15 protein-coding genes and 1 pseudogene are annotated in these 20284 nt (G+C 60.8%); 8 read left to right on the forward strand and 8 right to left on the reverse strand.

What is annotated here, in order from left to right; genetic code table 11:
• The first annotated feature begins 114 nt into the window (after window positions 1–114).
• On the forward strand, window positions 115–1494 hold the full coding sequence (locus tag NMD14_03910) for an IS4 family transposase (protein XEI33584.1): 1380 nt from the start codon (window positions 115–117) through the stop codon (window positions 1492–1494).
• Window positions 1495–1546: 52 nt separating this feature from the next.
• On the opposite strand, the gene NMD14_03915 is transcribed toward NMD14_03910, so the two are convergent.
• The 7 genes and pseudogenes from NMD14_03915 to lpxL form a co-directional block, all read right to left on the reverse strand.
• Complete coding sequence (locus NMD14_03915) at window positions 1547–1795, reverse strand: hypothetical protein (GenBank protein ID XEI33585.1); 249 nt, start codon at window positions 1793–1795, stop codon at window positions 1547–1549.
• Window positions 1796–1873: 78 nt separating this feature from the next.
• Window positions 1874–2446 (reverse strand): annotated as a pseudogene (locus tag NMD14_03920) (DnaJ domain-containing protein).
• Window positions 2443–4224: a sodium:proton antiporter gene (locus NMD14_03925; protein XEI33586.1), complete on the reverse strand. Its 1782-nt coding sequence runs from the start codon at window positions 4222–4224 to the stop codon at window positions 2443–2445. Before NMD14_03925 ends, NMD14_03920 begins: the two are co-directional and overlap by 4 nt.
• Before the next feature lie 156 nt (window positions 4225–4380).
• Window positions 4381–4902, reverse strand: a complete 522-nt coding sequence (locus NMD14_03930) for an MltR family transcriptional regulator (protein XEI33587.1) — start codon at window positions 4900–4902, stop codon at window positions 4381–4383.
• Between the two features lie 133 nt (window positions 4903–5035).
• Entirely contained in the window at window positions 5036–6181 is a 1146-nt protein-coding gene (locus tag NMD14_03935) for a mannitol-1-phosphate 5-dehydrogenase (protein ID XEI33588.1), read from the reverse strand.
• A 37-nt stretch (window positions 6182–6218) separates the two neighbouring features.
• Window positions 6219–8141, reverse strand: a complete 1923-nt coding sequence (locus NMD14_03940) for a PTS mannitol transporter subunit IICBA (GenBank protein XEI33589.1) — start codon at window positions 8139–8141, stop codon at window positions 6219–6221.
• A 628-nt stretch (window positions 8142–8769) separates the two neighbouring features.
• A complete protein-coding gene (lpxL, locus tag NMD14_03945) occupies window positions 8770–9693 on the reverse strand; it encodes an LpxL/LpxP family Kdo(2)-lipid IV(A) lauroyl/palmitoleoyl acyltransferase (protein ID XEI33590.1) in 924 nt (307 codons plus the stop codon).
• 228 nt (window positions 9694–9921) lie between these two features.
• Here lpxL and hldE point away from each other — a divergent pair, with 228 nt between their 5' ends.
• Window positions 9922–11349 carry a bifunctional D-glycero-beta-D-manno-heptose-7-phosphate kinase/D-glycero-beta-D-manno-heptose 1-phosphate adenylyltransferase HldE gene (gene hldE, locus NMD14_03950; protein XEI33591.1) on the forward strand — a complete coding sequence of 476 codons (1428 nt, stop codon included), beginning with the start codon at window positions 9922–9924 and terminating at the stop codon, window positions 11347–11349.
• A 116-nt stretch (window positions 11350–11465) separates the two neighbouring features.
• Here hldE and tolC read toward each other — a convergent pair whose 3' ends face one another.
• Window positions 11466–12794: an outer membrane channel protein TolC gene (gene tolC, locus NMD14_03955; protein XEI33592.1), complete on the reverse strand. Its 1329-nt coding sequence runs from the start codon at window positions 12792–12794 to the stop codon at window positions 11466–11468.
• Window positions 12795–13099: 305 nt separating this feature from the next.
• Here tolC and nudF point away from each other — a divergent pair, with 305 nt between their 5' ends.
• The 6 genes from nudF (at window position 13100) to parC (ending at window position 20160) form a co-directional block, all read left to right on the forward strand.
• Window positions 13100–13741, forward strand: a complete 642-nt coding sequence (gene nudF, locus NMD14_03960; GenBank protein XEI33593.1) for an ADP-ribose diphosphatase — start codon at window positions 13100–13102, stop codon at window positions 13739–13741.
• A gap of 108 nt (window positions 13742–13849) precedes the next feature.
• Complete coding sequence (locus NMD14_03965) at window positions 13850–14299, forward strand: DUF1249 domain-containing protein (GenBank protein ID XEI33594.1); 450 nt, start codon at window positions 13850–13852, stop codon at window positions 14297–14299.
• Window positions 14300–14321: 22 nt separating this feature from the next.
• Window positions 14322–15140 carry a 3',5'-cyclic-AMP phosphodiesterase gene (gene cpdA, locus NMD14_03970; protein ID XEI33595.1) on the forward strand — a complete coding sequence of 273 codons (819 nt, stop codon included), beginning with the start codon at window positions 14322–14324 and terminating at the stop codon, window positions 15138–15140.
• 10 nt (window positions 15141–15150) lie between these two features.
• Window positions 15151–15738, forward strand: coding sequence for an esterase YqiA (locus NMD14_03975; protein ID XEI33596.1), 588 nt, complete (start codon window positions 15151–15153; stop codon window positions 15736–15738).
• Between the two features lie 133 nt (window positions 15739–15871).
• Window positions 15872–17782: a DNA topoisomerase IV subunit B gene (gene parE / locus NMD14_03980; GenBank protein ID XEI33597.1), complete on the forward strand. Its 1911-nt coding sequence runs from the start codon at window positions 15872–15874 to the stop codon at window positions 17780–17782.
• Between the two features lie 83 nt (window positions 17783–17865).
• Window positions 17866–20160, forward strand: a complete 2295-nt coding sequence (gene parC / locus NMD14_03985; protein ID XEI33598.1) for a DNA topoisomerase IV subunit A — start codon at window positions 17866–17868, stop codon at window positions 20158–20160.
• Window positions 20161–20284: the final 124 nt, after the last annotated feature.

The raw sequence follows: 20284 nt of genomic DNA on the forward strand, positions 1-20284 counted from the left end.
CTCCCTCGGGCTGTCTCTTATACACAAATCCCCAAGCATCGCTTGGGGATTTTTTTGAACCTTTTCCCTTCTCCGTGATCTGACTCTTTTGCCATCCCTTATCACGGCTCTAATATGCATCTCACCCAACTCGAACAATGGGCATTCGACCAGTTTGGCCATGCCAATCTCAAGGACCCCAGACGCACTGAACGTCTCGTCAAACTCGCCACCGCCCTTGCTCAACAACCCGGAGATTGCGTGTCACAACTTCCCCTCTCACCCGCCGACATGGAAGGCTCATATCGCTTTATTCGCAACCACCATGTCAATGCCGATGCCATTGCTGATGCAGGCTTTGCCACCACCGCAGCCCTAGCCAGGGACTACGACCTGTTGCTGGCACTGGAAGATACCACGGCCCTGACCTTCAACCATGCCAGCGTCCATGATGAGCTGGGGCACACCAATCAAGGCAGTAGTCGCGCTCTGCTGGCTCACTCCGTCTTGTTGTTTGCTCCGCATAAATCGCAGGTGGTCGGCATGATTGCACAGCGTATCTGGACCCGTGATGTCAGCAAGCGGGGAGAGAGCCACCGGCATGCCACCCGGCCTTACAAGGAGAAAGAGAGTCGCAAGTGGGAGGAGGCATCCGTGGCCTTTGCCGCCCGTCTCGGCACTCAGATGGCCAACGTTATCTCGGTCTGTGACCGGGAAGCGGATATCTACGAATATCTGCATTACAAGCAGAGCAACCAACAACGCTTTGTGGTGCGCTCGATGCAAAGTCGCTGTATCGAAGAGCATGACCACAAGCTCTACGACTATGCCCGGCAGTGCCACTCTGCCGGCACCAAGGTCGTCAAAATACCGCAGCGGGGCGGCAGAAAAGCCAGAGAGGCCGTGCTCGACATCAAGTTTACCAAAGTCACCCTAAAGGCTCCGGCCAACAAGCGTAACGAGCCGGATATCCCGCTCTACTACGTGGGATGCATTGAGCAGGGCGATGCCTCTGACCGGCTGGAGTGGCACCTGCTGACTAGTGAAGCCGTGACCGACGATGCACAGGCCCGCAAGGTTATCGGCTATTACGAGCGGCGCTGGCTTATCGAGGATTATCACAAGGTCTGGAAGAGTGCCGGCACTCGGGTAGAAACCTTAAGGATGCAGAGCATGGATAACCTGAAGCGGATGTGCGTCATCTTGTCGTTTATCGCGGTGCGTCTGTTGCAATTGAGGTTTATCAACGAGGAGTCATCGGCACAGAATCAAAGCTGCGAAACGGTGATAGGCCCGACGGGGTGGAAGCTGCTTTGGCGAAAGGTAGAGAAAACGCCGTTGCCAACCAAGGTGCCGGATATGAGATGGGCGTACCGGAGCCTGGCCAAGCTGGGGGGCTGGAAGGACACTAAACGAACGGGGCGGGCTTCAATAGCGGCATTATGGGAGGGCTGGTTTCGACTCCAGACCCTCCTGGAAGGCTACGAACTGGCGCAGTCTCTTGAGCACCAATAGTTGTGATCAAGAGACAGCCCTCGGGAGCCTTTTTACTGTGCGGTGGGTGGAGCTAGCGTTCGAAGAAGCGGTAGAGGTGCTCCACCTGCATCGGGCAGTCGGCAACCAGATGCAGATGTTCGCGGGCCTGATCGACGGTGCCGAAACTGACCGGGCAGCCGAGGGTGTCGGTCAGCTCGTAGAGGGCACCATCCTTGCCTCTGAATTCGATGAGCCAGCCGGGAATGGCCACGTCGTGGCGTATTTCGGCTTCGTGCAGGATCTGTTGCTGATAGAGCTTACGAAGTTCACTGACTGTCATGATGCGCTCCTGTGGGGAATATCCAGCTCCAGTCTATGCCTGCCCTTTATGTGCGGCAACAGCTGTGCAGCAACGGGATCATCCCCGCAGGACCTGCCAGGCCCAGCGGATACGGATAAAGGTCTCGGCATTACCGCCCCGATCCGGATGATGTTGCAGCGCCAGCTCCCGCCAGCGGCGGCGGATCGCCTCCTGACTCGCCCCTTCATTCAACTCGAAAAGGGCCAGCGCCTCGGTTTTGTGCCCCTCCCCGTCATAAGCGCGCCAGAAGCGGTTGAGCAGGGCTTCAACCTCGGCACGGTCGGTCTACCAGAACAGCTGCCAGTCGAGATAGTAGCTACGCAGATTTTCGCCAATGGCAAAAGTGTGGCTGGCCAGTGGGGTCTCGGCCAGCGGTTCGAGTCGGATATCCAGGGTGCTGATCACCAGCCACCAACCCTCTTTATAAAGCTCGGCCAGCAGCTGGTAGAGGGCGTTCATGATCAGGAAGTTGACCCGAAACAGCTGCAGTTGTTCATCGTCGGCCAGCCGGGGTATTGCCCCCTGCTGGCGCAGGGCGGCCATCAGTTCATGCACCTTGTAGCTGCCCGCCGCCTGTTGCAACAGCGCCAGCAGAGGGGCGATCAGCGGATTGTGGTTGGCTTCGTTCATTCGGCGCCCTGCTCTCTGGGTGGCTGCAGGGCGATCAGCAGCTCACCCGCCTGCGGGGTGACGGGGCCGGTAACGATCTGGGGTATGCCCTTGCCATCCATGATGAACAGCGGGATGGCACCGGGATTGGCCTCCTGATACTGGGCCCAGTCGAACGCCTCGCTCAGGCGGGTCGCCTTGATCTGGCCACCCCGGCTCAGCAGGCCGCTCAGCCTGGCATAGTTGATGTCTGGGCCAAACAGGTTCTGGCGAGCGCGGAAGGTGGCGCTCTCCCGGTTGGCCTTGCCGTGCTGCTCGCTGGAGCGCAGGGAGTAGACCAGCTCCTCGCCGTAGAGGTGGGCAAAGTGCAGCACCCCGAGGGCGTTGTTGTGGCGATTGGGGGAGAGCGCCAGCACGGTACTGATGCTGGTGAGTGGCAGGTGCAACTCGGCATGTTCCGACTGGGGATTGCCAAAGTAGCAGGGCAGGTTGCTCATCCGCGCCTGTTTGCAGAACTCCCAGGCGGGATCGCAGAGCTGTACCGGCACACCCTGATCCGCCAGCGCCCGGCCTATGGCCCGTGCCACCGAGTTGGCACCTATGATGAGCCAGGTATTGGGGGCACTCTGGCGCATCTTGAGCAGGCTGGCCAGCGGCGCCGAGGTGAGGCTCTGCAGCACCACGGTGGAGATGATCACCGCAAATACCAGCGGCACCAGTTTGTCGGCATCGGGGATCTCGGCCTGATGCAGGCTGATGGCGAACGAGGCGCTGACTGCCGCCGCAACGATGCCGCGCGGGGCGATCCAGCTCAGCAGGGCGCGAGCCCGCCAGGAGAGATCCGATCCCCAGGTCGAGACCAGAATACAGAGCGGGCGCGCCACGAATTGCACCACACAGAGCAGCGCCAGCACCATGGGGCCGAGCTGCCAGAGCTGGGCCAGATCGAGGCGGGCTGCCAGCAGGATAAACAGGCTGGAGATAAGGATGACAGCGAGATCTTCCTTGAACGCCAGTACCTCCTCCAGATCCAGCCCCTCCTGATTGGCGAGCCAGATGCCGAACACGGTCACCGCCAGCAGGCCCGATTCGTGACTCAGCCAGTTGGAGAGGCTGAAGGTGACCAGCACCAGCGCCAGCACGCCGAATTTATGCAGGCTGACCGGTAGCCAGTCCTTGCGAATGAGCAGGGTGGTGAGCCAGCCCGCCACCACCCCGATCAGGGAACCGACCAGCACTGTCTTGCCCAGCGCCAGCAGGGTATGGCTGATGAGATCCCCCTGACTGCCGAGGCGTACCGCCTCGAACACCAGCACCGCAAACAGGGCGCCGATGGGGTCGATGACGATCCCCTCCCAACGCAGAATGCGGTCCACCTCCCGGGTGGGGCGGATCACGTTGAGCATGGGGGCGATCACGGTAGGGCCCGTTACCACCAGTACCGCGCCGAGCATGGTGGCGACCCGCCAGTCCAGCCCCAGCAGGAAGTAACCGGCGCTGCCGATGACAGCGAAGCTGACCAGCATGCCGGTGGAGCAGAGATTGCGCACCACCTTGCCGATCCCCTTGAGCTCGGTCAGATGGAGGGTGAGCGCCCCCTCAAACAGGATGATGGCCACCGACAGGGAGACCAGCGGAAACAGCAGATCCCCGAGCAGGGCATCGGGGTCGAGCAGGCCGCTGACCGGGCCAAGGGTCAGGCCGGTGAGCAGCAGAAACAGGATGGCGGGCACCCGCAGCGACCAGGCGAGCCATTGGGCCAGCACGGAGACCAGGGCGATCCCGGCCAGAGAGAGCAATCATGCAGACCTCGATTCAGGCAGTGAGTATGGAGCTAGTGTAGTGGGTAAGTTGGTCAGATTGACACCGGAGGGAGTGGCACCATGGTTGCTGGCCAAGAGGGGAGGGCGCCAGCCAGACGCCAACCGTGGTGATGGTGTGGCCTTGGGGCCGGATTAGATGGGACTCTCCTTGTGGAGCTCGCCGACACAGTCGGCCAGCGCCAGTACCAGTGCGGAGCGCACCATCTGATCGAGCCGGTTGAGCTGCATCTGGTAGAAGGCCCAATCCTCTTCGCTGGCGGGGGGCTCCAGCTTCATCATGCCACCCTGATTGACCCCGTGCAGGCGGTCGAGCAGATCGTGGATCGGCTTGTCGCTGAAGCGGTAATCCTTGGGGTCGCGCACCAGAAAGTCGCGGATCTTCAGATAGGCTTCCAGATCCTGATAGCGCTCGAGGGAGATGAGGCCGAGGGCGAAGATGAGCTTGAGGCGCACCTCCAGCTGTCCGAGGGGGCCGCTCTGGTTGAGCAGGGGTTCGATGGCGTATTTGACGGCATACTCCTCCTGACGGAACGCGCGTCGCATCAGGGAGTCGACCGCCTCTTCCAGGATGGTCACGGCTTCGAGAAAGAAGCCGCGGGGGCCATCCTGCTCGTTCAGTCGTTCCAGTACTTCATCTTCCTGGTGTGTGGTCATAGGTGCATTGGGTCCAGCTGACAGGGAGAGAGCAAGCCTCTCTCCCTGTTTTTATCATATGGGGCACATTTCCTTGCCATTCAAGCGCTTGGCGCGCTATCAGTGGTGGCTGAATGCGCCGCAAGCAGGGTCATTACAGGGTTTCGTAACGGGCGACGATGGCGCGAACCACCTCGCTCCCTTCATCCAGCCCGGTGACGCGAGCCAGCGCTTTGGCCGGGCCAAGCTCCGCCAGCAGGGCTTGCAGCTCCACTGCCTGCGGGTCATCGGCATTGCGATAGTGGAGCGCCGCGGCGATCCCCTCCTGCAACTGCTCGTTGGGCAGGCCGTACTCCAGGGTGCCGAGCAGCGGCTTCACCAGCCGATCCCCCGCCGCCAGCTTGCGCAGCGGCTGACGACCGACCCGGTCAATCTCGTCCACCAGATAGGGGTTGGCGAAGCGCGAGAGGATCTTCTCGATGTAGGCGGCGTGCAGGCGCGGGTCGAAGCCGTAGCGTTTCACCAGCACGGCACCGCTCTCCTCCATGGCGCGGCGTACCTTGCTGCGGATCACTGGATCTTCGATCGCCTCGCGCACGGTGCGGTAGCCCCGCAGCTTGCCGAGGTAGGCGGTGACGATGTGGCCGGTGTTGAGGGTGAACAGCTTGCGCTCGACGAAGGCCATCAGGTTGTCGGTGGGCTCCATGCCCGCCACCTGTGGCAGCTCGCCCTTGAACTGGGTCTGGTCGACGATCCACTCGCTGAAGCTCTCCACCGTCACTTCCAGCGGATCATCGTTGGCAGCCGCGGCGGGAGGGACTATGCGATCCACCGCCGAGTCGACGAAACCGATGCAGGATTCGAGCGTGGCATGATACGCGACTGGCAGGTACTTGAGTACCTCCTGTTTGAGGTGGCTGGTGCCGCGTACCATGTTTTCGCAGGCGATGACGTTCAGCGGCGTCAGGTTGCCGGCATCGAAACGGGCCTGCAGCCCCTTGGCCAGGGTGCTGGCAATCTTGTCCAGAATGTTGGGACCGACCGCGGTGGTGACCAGATCGGCGGTGATGATACGGGCGATCACCTCGTGACCGGCGGAGCTGACCGCTGCCACGTTGCGCACCACGTCCAGCTTCTGATCCGCTCCCACCACATGGACCTTGTACTCCTGACGGTGGTTGAGCTGATCGATAAGCGTGTCGTTGACGTCGGCGAAGGTGACCTGATGGCTGGCATCTGCCAGCAGTTTGCCGATAAAGCCGCGACCGATGTTACCAGCACCAAAATGCAATGTTTTCATGATATTAACCTCTTGAACCAAAGACGATGAAAGATGATTACGCAGCCTGTTCGGCACCCAGCAGATCCAGGAAGGCCTGGGGATCCGTGGTGCTGGCCAGCCGGTCGATGAGACCGGGTTCATCCAGTGCATTGGTCAGGCGGGTTATCACCTGCATGTGTTCGTCGTTGCGGGCGGCGATGCCGATCACCAGTCGCGCCACCTCATCGGCGGCTTCGCCAAAGGCGACCCCGGCCGGATACTGGCAGATGACGATGCCGGTATGCTTCACAAACTCCTTGGCGGCGATGGTACCGTGCGGCACGGCGATGGATTCGCCGAGGTAGGTGGAGACCAGCTGCTCGCGCTCCAGCATGGCGTTGACGTAGTCGGGCGCCACGTAACCGCGCTCGGCCAGCAGTCGGCCTGCGGTCAGGATGGCGGCCTCCTTGTTATCTGCTTTCAGTCCCAGATGCACGTCATGACGGCTCAGGGTAAAGACCTCGGCAGCTTGCGGCTCGTAGCTGTCATCGTTGGCTGCCACCAGCAGTTGCGGGTTGGCGACATCATCGTTGGCGGCGCGGCTCAGGCTCTGTACCAGCTCCTGATAGAGACCGTTGTCGAGGAAGTTGGTCAGCGAAATATGGTGAGCGTGCGGCGCATGGCGACGGGCCCGCTCGGTCAGATCCTTGTGGGTGATGACCCAGTCCACCTGATCGTCGAGCTGATCGATGGCGCGGTTGGTGACGCTGATATTGAGCCCGGCGGCCTGCACCCGTTTGCGCAGCATGCCGGCACCCATGGCGCTGGAACCCATACCTGCATCGCAGGCGACCACGATGTTGCGTACCGCCATTAGTTCGCCGCCCGGCTTCTTGGCCGCTGCGGTCTCGGGTTTGGCACCCTTCATGGCTTTCATCTTGCGGGTGGCTTCACCCAGGGCATCGGCCTCGTCGGCTTCCGGCTGCTGGGCACGGACGAACACGGCGGCGACCAAGAAGGAGACGGTGGTGGAGGCGACGATGGAGAGCAGCACCCCGATGAGGGAGGCTTTCGGTGTCATCAACAGCACGGCGAAGATGGAACCCGGTGAGGCGGGGGAGACCAGACCGGCATTGAACAGGGTCAGGGTGAACACCCCGGTCATGCCACCGGCGATCACTGCCAGAATGAGGCGCGGGTTCATCAGCACATAGGGGAAGTAGATCTCGTGGATGCCGCCGAAGAAGTGAATGATGGAGGCACCAGCCGCGGACTGCTTGGCGGCGCCGCGACCGAACACCATGTAGGCCAGCAGCACGCCCATGCCCGGGCCCGGGTTCGCTTCAATCAGGAAGAAGATGGAGCTGCCGTGCTCGGTCGCCTGCTGGATCCCCAGCGGCGAGAAGATGCCGTGGTTGATGGCGTTGTTGAGGAACAGGATCTTGGCCGGCTCGACGAAGATGGAGGTGAGCGGCAGCATGTGGTTTTCCACCAGGAAGCCGACACCACCGGCCAGCACGCCGGAGAGCACCTTGACGAAGGGGCCAATCACGAAGAAGGCGAGGATCGCCAGCAGCATGCCGATAAGGCCGGCGGAGAAGTTGTTGACCAGCATCTCGAAGCCGCTCTTGACGCGACCGTCCATCGCCTTGTCGAAGCGCTTGATGGCCCAACCACCGAGCGGGCCGACCATCATGGCGCCCATGAACATGGGGATGTCGGTACCGACGATGACGCCCATGGTGGTGATGGCACCGACCACACCACCGCGCTCACCGCCCATCAGTTTGCCACCGGTGTAGCCAATCAGCAGCGGCAGCAGGTAGGTGATCATCGGGCCGACCAGCTTGGCCAAGGTTTCACTTGGCAGCCAGCCGGTGGGGATGAAGAGGGCGGTGATAAAGCCCCAGGCGATGAAGGCGCCTATGTTGGGCATGACCATATTGGACAGGAAGCGTCCAAAATTCTGTATCTTGACTTTGGTATCCGGTGATAACATGTCGGGACCCCGTTTTAAGCCTGTTTGATTAAAAGTGGTAGTCGGGATGGCTGGTTTTGCCGAACCTCCATCCCGGTCGTCTAAGCAACTTCAATCTACCAGCTTGCGATCAAATTAGGCTGAAAACGGGGTATCTTGTGATCTACCTCTCAGATACCCCGCCATCCCCCCTCCCAGACAGGTGATCTCGATCACATTCCGGCGCTGTAATTCGGCTACATTTCGATCTTTTCTGTTTTGCATGACCACTTTTTGTGACTCGGATCACCAATGTTGCTTGGTGGTGTCTTTGCATGAAGGTGATTCGTGTCACAAATTCAATTTTTGTATTCGAATGGAGCAAGTCACTCAATGACACATCAGCGAGTAGTGACGATGAATCTATCGAAATACCCCATTATTTATCAATGAATCAATAAGTTTGTAACCCGCTTTCAGTTTCTACGGTCGGTGATGAGGTCTCTTTTGCAGCTGATTGAGGGGGATAGGCAGAAACATGCAGGGTGTGATTGCGCGGCTGATGTTCGGGGCGCTTGCTGTGCCGCTCAGGGCTGACAGCGGAAAAAAACAAACCGCCAGCAGGCGGTTTGTCGGTTTTTGCGAGCTGGCCCCTGTCGGGCGAGGCCGCTTAGTAGAAGCTGGCATCCTCGGGGGAGGGGCGGGTCTTGAAGCGGCGATGGAGCCACATGTACTGCTCCGGCGCCTTGCGCACGGCAGCTTCAATCTCGCGGTTGGCACGGGCGGCATCGACCATGTCATCCCCGCTGGGGTAGTCGGCGAGCGGGGCCCCGATATGCAGGGTGTAACCCTCGCGGGTGCGGATGTTGTAGCAGGGCAGGGTGACGGTGTTCTTCACCCGCGCCAGGGTGGCGGTGCCGGTGATGGTCGCCGCCTGCTCCACCGCGAAGTAGGGCACGAACACGCTGGCGTGGGAGCCGTAGTCGTGATCCGGCGCGTACCAGAGGGCATCGCCGTTGCGCAGTGCCTTGATCATCCCCTTCACGTCAATTCGGTTCACCAGATATTTGTTGGAGGCGCAGCGACCGTGGTACTGGGCATACTCCAGCACCGGATTGGTGTTGGGGCGATAGACCCCCACCCCGGGGCGCACCAGACCGAAACAGCGGGCGTTGAGCTCCAGCGTCAGGAAGTGGCAGGAGAGCAGCAGCATGCCCTGTCCCTTCTCCATGGCGGCGATGACATGCTCTTCCCCTTCCACCGTCATCAGATTGCGCATCCGCCAGTCTGGCCAGAACCAGGCGATCCCCACCTCGAACACGGCGCAGCCCACGCTCTCGAAGTTTGCTTTCAGCAGCGCCTCCCGCTCATCCCGGGTCAGTTCAGGCAAGGCCAGTTCCAGATTGCGACGGGCAATCTTTACCCGGGACTTCAATATCTTGGCGGCGAGGTGACCGAGCTGACGGCCCAGCCACATCTGGCTGCGCCACGGTAGCAGGGTCAGCAGCCAGAGCAGGCCGAGGCCGAACCAGCTGGCCCAGTAACGGGGATGAAACAGGCGGGGCTCCAGGCGGGGAGCGTGGTCATGGGCCATGGCTAATCTCTTGTTCGCAAACACAATCGGGGGATTCTAGCCGAAAAGGGGGGCGGGGGCGAATGGCAGTGTGCTGGTCAGAGGGGTTGATTGTGGTTCACTGGTGTTACGGGAATCCTAACTATCGGTTTCCTTTAAATGGAAACCGCAGGTTTGCTTTTTCTCCCTCAAATAAAAGAGTGTGATAAAATCGCCCGCTGATTTTTCAGGTTTTGAGAGTCGATACAGATGAAGATCACCCTGCCCGAGTTTGAAAAAGCCCGCGTCCTGGTCGTAGGCGATGTCATGTTGGACCGCTATTGGCATGGCCCCTCCGGCCGGATCTCCCCCGAGGCGCCGGTGCCCGTGGTCAAGGTTGAACACATTGAGGAGCGTCCCGGTGGCGCGGCCAACGTGGCCCTCAACTCCGCCGCCCTTGGCGCCCATGCCGTGCTGCTTGGCCTGACTGGTCAGGATGAAGCGGCCGATGCGCTGGCCGGCCAGATGGCTGGCGTCAAGGTGGCCTGTGACTTCGTTCGTCTGGCCGACTACCCGACTATCACCAAATTGCGGGTGCTGTCCCGCAACCAGCAACTGCTGCGTCTGGACTTTGAAGAGGCCTTCCACGCCGTCGACTCCACCCTGCTGATGGGCAAGGTCGAGCAGGCGCTGCCTAATAGCGACGTGATGATCCTCTCCGACTACGGCAAGGGCGCCCTCAACGACGTGCCCGGCATGATCCAGCGCGCCCGAGCCGCCGGCATTCCGGTGCTGGTTGATCCCAAGGGGACCGATTTTGAGAAGTACCGTGGTGCCACCCTGCTGACCCCCAACATGTCCGAGTTCGAGGCCGTGGTAGGCAAGGTGAAGAGTGAAGAGGAACTGGTCGCCAAGGGGCTGGATCTGGTCAAGCGCTTCGAGCTGGATGCCCTGCTGGTCACCCGCTCCGAAAACGGCATGACCCTGATCCGCGAAGGTCAGCCGGAGCTGCACCTGCCGGCTCAGGCCCACGAGGTGTATGACGTGACCGGTGCCGGTGATACCGTGATCTCCACCCTGGCCACCTCGCTGGCGGCAGGCAAGAGCCTGGACGAAGCCTGCGCGCTGGCCAATACCGCTGCCGGTATCGTGGTTGGCAAGCTGGGTACCTCTACCGTCAGTCCGGTCGAGCTGGCCAACGCCCTCTATACCGAGCAAGAGACCGGTTTCGGCGTGATGTCCGAAGCTCAGCTGAAAGTGGCTGTTCGTGCCGCCCGTCTGCGCGGCGAGAAGGTAGTGATGACCAACGGCTGCTTCGACATCCTGCACGCCGGTCATGTCTCCTATCTGGCCAACGCCGGCAAGCTGGGGGATCGTCTGATCGTGGCGGTCAACACCGACGAGTCGGTGCGCCGTCTGAAAGGGCCGGGTCGTCCGGTCAACCCGACCGAGCGCCGCATGGCGGTGCTGGCTGCGTTGGGCGCGGTGGATTGGGTGGTGCCGTTTGGTGAAGATACCCCGCAGCGCCTGATCGCCGAGATCCTGCCGGACCTGCTGGTCAAGGGCGGTGACTACAAGCCGGAAGATATCGCCGGTTACGCCGAGGTGACCGCCAACGGCGGCGAGGTGCGTGTCCTCAACTTCGAGGATGGTTGCTCCACCAGCGACATCATCAAGACGATCCGCGAGCGCGGCTAACGCGCCACTGGCCCCGCAATCTGGCGGGGCTCTCTATCGGCGGTAGCAAGCCGACAGAAATACGGATAACAAAAAGGCGACCTTGCGGTCGCCTTTTTCATGTCCGATAGCGGCTATCAGGCTTTGGTCTTGGCTTTTGCCGTGGCAGGCATCAGACCCTGGTTCACTTCCACCAGATCCTGCGCTTCCAGAATACCGGCCGCCTGTTTCAGGCTCAGGATATTGAGGATGTAGTTGTAACGGGCTTCGGAGAGCTTCTGCTTGGCCTCGTACAGCTTGCGGGTGGAGTCCAGCACGTCGACGATGGTACGGGTACCCACTTCGTAACCGGCTTCGGTCGCCTTCAGGGCGCTGTCGGCGGACACCACAGACTGGCTGTAGGCGCGAACCGAGCCGATGCTGGCGTTCACGTTGTTGTAGGAGGAGCGCACAGTGCTCTGTACCGAGCGGAAGTTCTTCTCCAGCAGCTCGCTGGCCGCCACGTAGTTGAACTGGGCCTGCTTCACCTTGGAGCTGGTGGCGCCACCGCTATAGAGCGGCAGTTTGAAGGTCAGGCCGATATTGGCCTGATTGTCATTGCCACCGCTCTGATTGCTATCCAGCTTGTAATCGGTATTGCTGGTTTGCAGTCCGGCACCCAGATCCAGCGTCGGCTCATGGCCGGTTTTGGCCAGATCAATCTGCTCCTTGGCAATGTCCTTGCTGATGCGGGCACTGTGCAGTTGCAGGTTCTTGTCGAGCGCCAGCTCCAGCCACTTGTCGGAGCCGAAGGCGGTCTTCTGCGGGCTGAAACGATCGGTGTTCAGCACGTCCAGATTGCGGTGATCGATACCGGTCAGCTCGCGCAGGGTCTCGTAGCTGTTGTCCAGCGCGTTCTCGGCATTGATCTCGTCAGCCAGCGCCTGGTCGCGGGAGGCTTCCGCTTCATGCACATCGGTGATGGCGGTCAGGCCCACTTCGAAACGCTGCTGGGTCTGTTCCAGCTGACGCTCTACCGCAACCTTGTTGGCACGGACGAACTCCAGAGTATCCATCGCCTTGAGCACGTTGAAATAGGCCTGGGCAGTACGCAGCATCAGGCTCTGGATCTCTAGGTTGTAGGCGACATCAGACTGGGTAGCCTGCTTCTCGCTGATATCCAGATTGACCCAGTTACTACGACGATAGAGGGATTGCGACAGCGTCACCTCACCCTTGGCGCTGGTATTGCTCTGGGTATCGTTCTTGTTTTGCAGATAGTTGAGCCCGGCACCCAGATCGATCTGGGGCAGCAGAGGGGCACGGGATTCGTTGATCTTCTCGAAGGCCTGGTCGCGAACGGCTTTGGACTGCAGCAACTGCGGGTCTTTGATCTGGGCTTGCTGGTAGATGTCGAGCAGGTTTTCGGCATGGGCACCGGCACTGACACCCAACAACACCATGACAGACAAGAGTGTTCTTTTCATAGATCGTTTTAACCTTATGTAGTAACCCAAACGGGTTGCTGGAGAGGGCAAATATTGTCACCGACCAAGCTTGATTGCAGCTTAATCACTCTACTATAAGCAAAATTTAATACTAAGAGTCTCAGGTCCGGTGACGGGAACGTCAAGAACCGGACGCAGTTTTCTCCCCGCGCGCCTAGCCAAATGGTCTGTGGCTGCTAAAATCCACCCCTCATTGCCATGGCACGCCGAGTGAATGAACGTTCATTCATGTTCCTCGGATTTTATGGTCAAACTGATACAAGTCAAGCTGACGGGAGTCCCGGATGTCGCAGCAACCCTTGCCACAAGATCGGCATTACGCCGCCGATGATGTGAAAATCATCGAAAAATCAGCTGGATATAACGGCTTCTTCAAGGTGAATGTCTATCGTTTGCAGCATCGGTTATTTGCTGGCGGCTGGAATCAGCCCATCGTGCGCGAGCTGTTCGAGCGGGGCCATGCTGCCGCGCTGCTGCCCTATGATCCGGTGCGCGACCAGATAGTGCTGGTGGAGCAGTTCCGTATCGGCGCGATGGAGACCAGTCCGACCCCCTGGCTGCTGGAGCTGGTGGCCGGCATCATAGACCCAGGTGAGGTCGCTGAAGAGGTGGTGCGCCGCGAAGCGGTGGAAGAGGCCGGGATCGAGGTGGCCCGCTGCGAGCATGCCATCAGCTATCTGGTGAGCCCGGGCGGCAGCACCGAGCGGATCGAGGTCTATGTGGGCGAGGTGGATGCCAGCAAGGCCGAAGGGCTGCACGGTCTGGCGGATGAGGGCGAGGATATCCGGGTGCACGTGGTGAGCCGCGAGCAGGCCTATGCCTGGCTCAAAGAGGGGCGCATTGACAACGCCGCCTCGGTCATTGCCCTGCAGTGGCTGGCCCTCAACCACGGCGAGCTGCGCGCCCGCTGGCTGGCGGATCGCTGAGGTGGCGCTGACCCTGCAACAGAGCAGGCGCTATGTGCCTGATCTGATGTCCTTGCAGCGAACCTGCGAGGTCAACTACTCACGGGTGTTGATTGATGGAGTGTTGCCATGCCGTTAGTTCACGCCCAGGCCAAACGCTATGTGCCTGATCTGATGTCCTTGCAGCGTACCTGCGAGGTCAACTACATGGCGTTGATGAAACTGCTGCCGCCAGATGGTGAGGTAGGGGCCGAGCGCCGCTATCGGGTCGGCAACGATCTGCAGTTCCAGCTCACCATCATTGGCGAGAGTCGCTTCACCAGTCAGGTGATCCTGAGCCAGCACAACCCCGAATTGCCCGAATATCTGCAGGCTCAAATCGAGATTCGTTTGTATCATGATGTGCGGATGGCGGAAGTGTGTGCAGCGCAACAGATTTCCCGTTTGCAACCACGTTATGATTATCCCAATAAAAAGATGCACCAGCGGGACGAAAAGGAGCAGGTAAATCTGTTTCTGGCCGAATGGCTAAAATTTTGTCTCAGACATGGTACCAGTCCGATCAATCTCTCCAGTTGAACAAATAAAAAGAAGCGTGATTTTGGAAACAGAGCTCCCCCAGGCGCAGGACGGCAGTGTGCGCCTGTTGCAAATTACCGATACCCACCTCTTCGCGAGTGCCGAAGGGCGGCTGTTGGCTGTGCGCACCGCAGAGAGTCTGGCCGCCGTGCTGGAACAGGTGCAGGCCAATGAACACCCCTATGAGGTGATTCTGGCGACCGGCGATCTGTCGCAGGATCACAGCCCGGAATCCTATCAGCGTTTTGCCTCCATGATGGCGCCCCTGGGTCGCCCCATCTACTGGTTGCCCGGCAATCACGATGACAGCCCGCTGATGACCGAATATCTCCATGCCGCCGGGATCAGCGAATCCAAGCAGCTGGTGGGCGATCACTGGCAGGTGATCCTGCTCGACACCCAGGTGCGCGGCAAACCCCACGGCATGATTGGCGATCACCAGCTGGCCGCCCTCGACCGCGCCCTGCGCCAATATCCCGATCGCCACGCCCTGATCACCCTGCACCATCAGGCGGTGCCGGTAGGCTGCGCCTGGCTGGATCAGCACAATCTCAAGAATGCCGATGACCTGTTCGCCGTACTGGCCCGTCATCCGCAGCAGAAGACCATACTGTTCGGCCACGTGCATCAGGAGTTTGACGAGGTGCACCGCGGGGTGCGGCTGATTGCCAGCCCATCGACTTGCATCCAGTTCAAACCGCTCTCTGATGGCTTCGCGCTGGATGAATCCGGCCCGGGCTGGCGTTATCTCACCCTCTATCCGGATGGGCGGGTGGCCAGCGAGGTGTGGCGCCTGCCGGTGGGGCAGTTTGTGCCCGACCCCGATGCCACCGGTTATTGAGGAGGATTGCGTGAAGTCGGTTCTCCTTTATCTGCACGGTTTCAACTCCTCACCGGGCTCCGCCAAGGCGCAGCAGATGGCTGCCTGGGTGGCCGCCAACCGGCCCGACATCGAGGTGATCATTCCGGCCCAGCCCAATACGCCAGCGGCGGCCTGGGCGGCCATCGAGCAGACCATCGTCAATCTGCAGCGTCGTTATGGCAGCGGGTTCAAGCTTGGTGCCGTGGGCAGCTCCCTCGGCGGCTTTATGGCGACCCGGGTGAGCGAGCAGTACGGCTGTCGCGCCGCGCTGATCAATCCGGCGGTGCGCCCGCACGAGCTGCTCTGCGATTACCTCGGCCCCCAGACCAACCCCTATAGTGGGGAGCAGTACGAACTGCTGCCTGAACATATGGACGAGCTGCGGGCGCTGGCGGTGCCGGTGACGGCGCCGGAGCGACTCTGGATCCTGCAACAGCAGGGGGATGAGGTGCTCGACTATCGCAAGGCGCTGGATGAATACCGTTTTGCCCGCCTCTCGCTGGAGTGCGGCGGCAACCACGCCTTTGTGGCATTCGAGCGTTACCCCGCCCAAATCATCCGTTTCCTCGGGTTGTAGTCAGGATGTGAGTCAATAAGGGCGGTCTCGCCCTGCTTGTTCTTCTCCAGATCAAGCTTTCGGTGCGGGGAGTTTGTTCTGCCCCCGCCTAGCAGTTAAGATTCCCTCCAAACGTCAATTCGCAAGGCCCTCCATGTCTACTCAATACAATGCGGATGCCATTGAGGTCCTCAATGGCCTTGAACCGGTGCGTCGCCGCCCCGGCATGTATACCGACACCACCCGGCCCAATCACCTCGGCCAGGAGGTCATCGACAACAGCGTCGACGAAGCGCTGGCGGGCCACGCCCGTACTCTGGAGGTGACCCTGTATGAAGACCAGTCCCTCGAGGTGATTGATGACGGCCGCGGCATGCCGGTCGATATCCACCCGGAGGAAGGGGTCAGCGGGGTGGAGCTGATCCTCTGCAAGCTGCACGCGGGCGGCAAGTTCTCCAACAAGAACTACCAGTTCTCCGGCGGTCTGCACGGGGTCGGTATTTCGGTAGTGAACGCCCTCTCCGATCGGGTCGAGGTGACGGTACGTCGCGATGGCCAGGTCTACGACATCGCCTTCGAGCGCGGCGAGAAGGTGCAGGAGCTGACCATCACCGGCACCTGCGGTCGTCGCAACACCGGCACCCGGGTGCGCTTCTGGCCGCAGGCGAGCTACTTCGATTCGCCCAAATTCTCGGTCACCAAGCTGGAGCACCTGCTCAAAGCCAAGGCCGTGCTCTGCCCCGGCCTCACCATCAAGTTCCTCGACAAGAACACCGGCATCAAGCTGGAGTGGTGCTACGAAGATGGCCTCAAGGATTATCTGGTCGATGCGGTCAAGCAGTTCACCTGCCTGCCGGAGCAGCCCTTTATCGGCTCGTTCAGCTCCGAACAGTCGGCGGTGGACTGGGCGCTCTGCTGGTTGCCGGAAGGGGGCGAATGCCTCGCCGAATCCTATGTGAACCTCATTCCCACCGCGCAGGGCGGTACTCACGTCAACGGTCTGCGTCAGGGGCTGCTCGACGCCATGCGCGAGTTCTGCGAGTTCCGCAACCTGCTGCCGCGCGGGGTCAAGCTGACCCCGGAAGATATCTGGGATCGCTGCGCCTACATCCTCTCCATCAAAATGCAGGATCCGCAGTTCGCCGGTCAGACCAAGGAGCGGCTCTCCTCCCGTCAGAGCTCGGCGTTCGTCTCCGGCGTGGTGAAGGATGCCTTCAGCCTCTATCTGAACAGCAACACCGAGCTGGCGGAGCAGATCGCCGAGCTCTGCATCTCCAGCGCCCAGCGCCGGATGCGTGCCGCCAAGACGGTGGTGCGCAAGAAGATTACCCAAGGCCCGGCGCTGCCCGGCAAGCTGACCGACTGTGGCTGCGCCGACCCCATGCAGGGCGAGCTGTTCCTGGTGGAGGGTGACTCCGCGGGCGGCAGTGCCAAGCAGGCGCGGGATCGCGAGTTTCAGGCCATCATGCCGCTGCGCGGCAAGATCCTGAACACCTGGGAGGTGGAGGCCGGTCAGGTGCTTGCCTCGCAAGAAGTTCACGACATCTCGGTCGCCATCGGTCTTGACCCCGACTCCAACGACCTCAGTGGCCTGCGCTACGGCAAGGTATGCATCCTCGCGGATGCGGACTCGGACGGTCTGCACATCGCCACCCTGCTCTGCGCCCTGTTTGTGAAGCACTTCCGCGCGCTGGTGGAGAAGGGCCATGTCTATGTGGCCATGCCGCCCCTCTACCGGATCGATATCGGTAAAGAGGTCTACTACGCCCTCGATGAGGACGAGAAGAATGGCGTGCTGCAGCGGGTCGAAGCCGAGAAGAAGAAAGGCAAGGTGATGGTGACCCGATTCAAGGGCTTGGGTGAGATGAACCCGAAACAGCTGCGGGAAACCACCATGGATCCCAACACCCGCCGTCTGGTGCAGCTCACCATGGATCCGGCAGGGGAGAGTGAAGGGGATGCAGCTGACGAGACCCTGCAGCTGATGGACATGCTGCTGGCCAAGAAGCGGGCGAGCGATCGCCGCGAATGGCTGGAAGAGAAGGGCAACCTCGCCATCATTTAAGCCGTCGGCTGGCCCGCACAGGGCCAGCAAGCATTTAGCCGGAGTCGCCCTGTGGCGGCTCCCGAACCGAAAGAGAAAATCACATGAGTGATGCTATCGAGCTCAGTCTGGACGGGGTAGAGCGCCAGCCAATGCGCACCTTTACCGAACAGGCTTACTTGAACTACTCCATGTACGTCATCATGGATCGGGCCCTGCCGCATATCGGCGATGGCCTCAAACCGGTGCAGCGGCGCATCATCTACGCCATGAGCGAGCTGGGTCTGTCTGCCCTCTCCAAGCACAAGAAGTCCGCCCGTACCGTGGGTGACGTGCTGGGTAAATATCACCCCCATGGCGACATCGCCTGTTATGAAGCCATGGTGCTGATGGCCCAGCCCTTCTCCTACCGCTACCCGCTGGTGGACGGTCAGGGTAACTGGGGTGCGCCGGACGATCCCAAATCCTTCGCGGCCATGCGATATACCGAAGCGCGCTTGTCGCGCTTCTCCGAGCTGCTGCTCTCAGAGCTCGGCCAAGGCACGGTGGAGTGGACGCCGAACTTCGACGGCACTATGAAGGAGCCGGTGGTGCTGCCCGCCCGTCTGCCGCACATCCTGCTCAACGGGGTGACCGGTATCGCGGTGGGGATGGCGACCGACATCCCGCCCCACAACGCGCGGGAAGTGGCCTACGCCTGTGCCGAGCTGCTCGACAACCCCAATGCGGGGCTCGATGTGTTGATGCAGCACATTCAGGGGCCGGACTACCCGACCAACGCCGAGATCATCACCCCGCGCGACGATATCCGCAAAATCTACGAGACCGGCAAGGGCTCCATCAAGCAGCGGGCGGTCTGGAGCGAGGAGGATGGCGACATCGTCATCACAGCGCTGCCCCATCAGGCCTCCGGCGCCAAGATCATGGAGCAGATTGCCGCCCAGATGGTGGCGAAAAAGCTGCCGATGGTGACCGATCTGCGCGATGAATCTGACCACGAGAACCCGACCCGTCTGGTGATCGTGCCGCGCTCCAACCGGGTGGATGTGGAGGGGCTGATGGCCCACCTGTTCGCCACCACGGATCTGGAGAAGAACTACCGGGTCAACCTCAACATCCTCGGCCTCGACAACCGGCCGCAGGTGAAGTGCCTCAAGACCATCCTCAGCGAGTGGATCCAGTTCCGCCGCAAGACCGTGCGTCGCCGTCTGCAATTCCGCCTCGACAAAGTGCTGGCTCGCCTGCATATCCTCGAAGGCTTGCTGGTGGCCTACCTCAACATCGACGAGGTGATCGAGATCATCCGTACCGAGGATGAGCCGGGCAAGGTGATGGTGGAGCGCTTCAATATCAGCGAGACCCAGGCCGAAGCGATCCTCGAGCTGAAACTGCGCCATCTGGCCAAGCTCGAAGAGTTCAAGCTGCGCGCCGAACAGGATGAACTGGCGCAAGAGCGCGACAAGCTGGAGCTGATCCTGGGCTCCGAGCGTCGCCTCAACACCCTGCTCAAGAAAGAGCTGCTGGCCGATGCCGAGAAGTACGGCGACGATCGCCGCACCCCGCTGGTGGAGCGTGCCACCGCGGTGGCGCTTACCGAGAAGGAGCTGATTCCCAGCGAACCGGTCACCGTCATCCTCTCCGACAAGGGGTGGGTGCGCGCCGCCAAGGGCCACGACGTGGACGTGGCGGGGCTCTCCTACAAGGCGGGGGACAGCTATCTGGCCCACGCCTGTGGCCGCAGCAACCAGCAGGCGGTGTTCCTCTCCACGCTGGGGAGAACCTACGCCCTCGAATCTCACACCCTGCCATCCGCCCGTAGTCAGGGCGAACCGCTCACCGGCCGCTTTGCGCTGGGGGTAGGGGAAGAAGTGCGCCATCTGGTGATGGGTAACGAAGGCGAACCCTATCTGATCGCGAGCGATGCCGGTTACGGCTTTGTCTGCACCTATGACGACCTTATCGGCAAGAACAAGAACGGCAAGGCGCTGCTCACCGTGCCGGAAGGCGGTCAGGTGATGGCGCCCCAGAAGATTGGCTCGCCGGAGACCGATCTCTGCATGGCCATCTCCAACGAAGGGCGCATGCTGCTGTTCCCACTCAACACCCTGCCGGTACTCGGCAAGGGCAAGGGCAACAAGCTTATCAGCATTCCGTCGGCTCGCGTGAAGGCGCGGGAAGAGTTTATGGTGATGGCCGCCATTATCCCGCAGGGGCAATATGTCACCCTGTTTGCCGGCAAGCGCAAGCTGACCCTCAAACCCTCTGATCTCGACTACTACCGCGGCGAGCGCGGCCGCCGTGGCGCCAAGCTGCCCCGCGGTTTGCAACGCGTCGATCGTATCGAGATAGAACCCGCCGCCGGTGCCGAACCGGTAGCTGGGGAAAATCAGGAAGGGTAATGAATATAAAAGGGCGCGAAAGTGCCCTTCTTATTATGTCATTGCGTGAAGTGGTTGTTTATTTTTGGTTGTTCTGGATTTAAGTTTTTTATTAATGTTTGATATGGGTTTGATATGGGTTTGA

The organism is Aeromonas veronii (genome assembly GCA_041319085.1).
Lineage (GTDB): Bacteria > Pseudomonadota > Gammaproteobacteria > Enterobacterales > Aeromonadaceae > Aeromonas > Aeromonas veronii_F.

Excerpts from the sequence above, each read along its gene's own strand:
- hldE (XEI33591.1), top strand. The coding sequence starts at position 9,922 with ATGAAGATCACCCTGCCCGAGTTTGAAAAAGCCCGCGTCCTGGTCGTA.
- tolC (XEI33592.1), bottom strand. The coding sequence starts at position 12,794 with ATGAAAAGAACACTCTTGTCTGTCATGGTGTTGTTGGGTGTCAGTGCC.
- NMD14_03935 (XEI33588.1), bottom strand. The coding sequence starts at position 6,181 with ATGAAAACATTGCATTTTGGTGCTGGTAACATCGGTCGCGGCTTTATC.
- parE (XEI33597.1), top strand. The coding sequence starts at position 15,872 with ATGTCTACTCAATACAATGCGGATGCCATTGAGGTCCTCAATGGCCTT.
- NMD14_03910 (XEI33584.1), top strand. The coding sequence starts at position 115 with ATGCATCTCACCCAACTCGAACAATGGGCATTCGACCAGTTTGGCCAT.
- parC (XEI33598.1), top strand. The coding sequence starts at position 17,866 with ATGAGTGATGCTATCGAGCTCAGTCTGGACGGGGTAGAGCGCCAGCCA.
- nudF (XEI33593.1), top strand. The coding sequence starts at position 13,100 with ATGTCGCAGCAACCCTTGCCACAAGATCGGCATTACGCCGCCGATGAT.
- NMD14_03965 (XEI33594.1), top strand. The coding sequence starts at position 13,850 with ATGCCGTTAGTTCACGCCCAGGCCAAACGCTATGTGCCTGATCTGATG.
- lpxL (XEI33590.1), bottom strand. The coding sequence starts at position 9,693 with ATGGCCCATGACCACGCTCCCCGCCTGGAGCCCCGCCTGTTTCATCCC.
- NMD14_03915 (XEI33585.1), bottom strand. The coding sequence starts at position 1,795 with ATGACAGTCAGTGAACTTCGTAAGCTCTATCAGCAACAGATCCTGCAC.
- NMD14_03930 (XEI33587.1), bottom strand. The coding sequence starts at position 4,902 with ATGACCACACACCAGGAAGATGAAGTACTGGAACGACTGAACGAGCAG.
- NMD14_03940 (XEI33589.1), bottom strand. The coding sequence starts at position 8,141 with ATGTTATCACCGGATACCAAAGTCAAGATACAGAATTTTGGACGCTTC.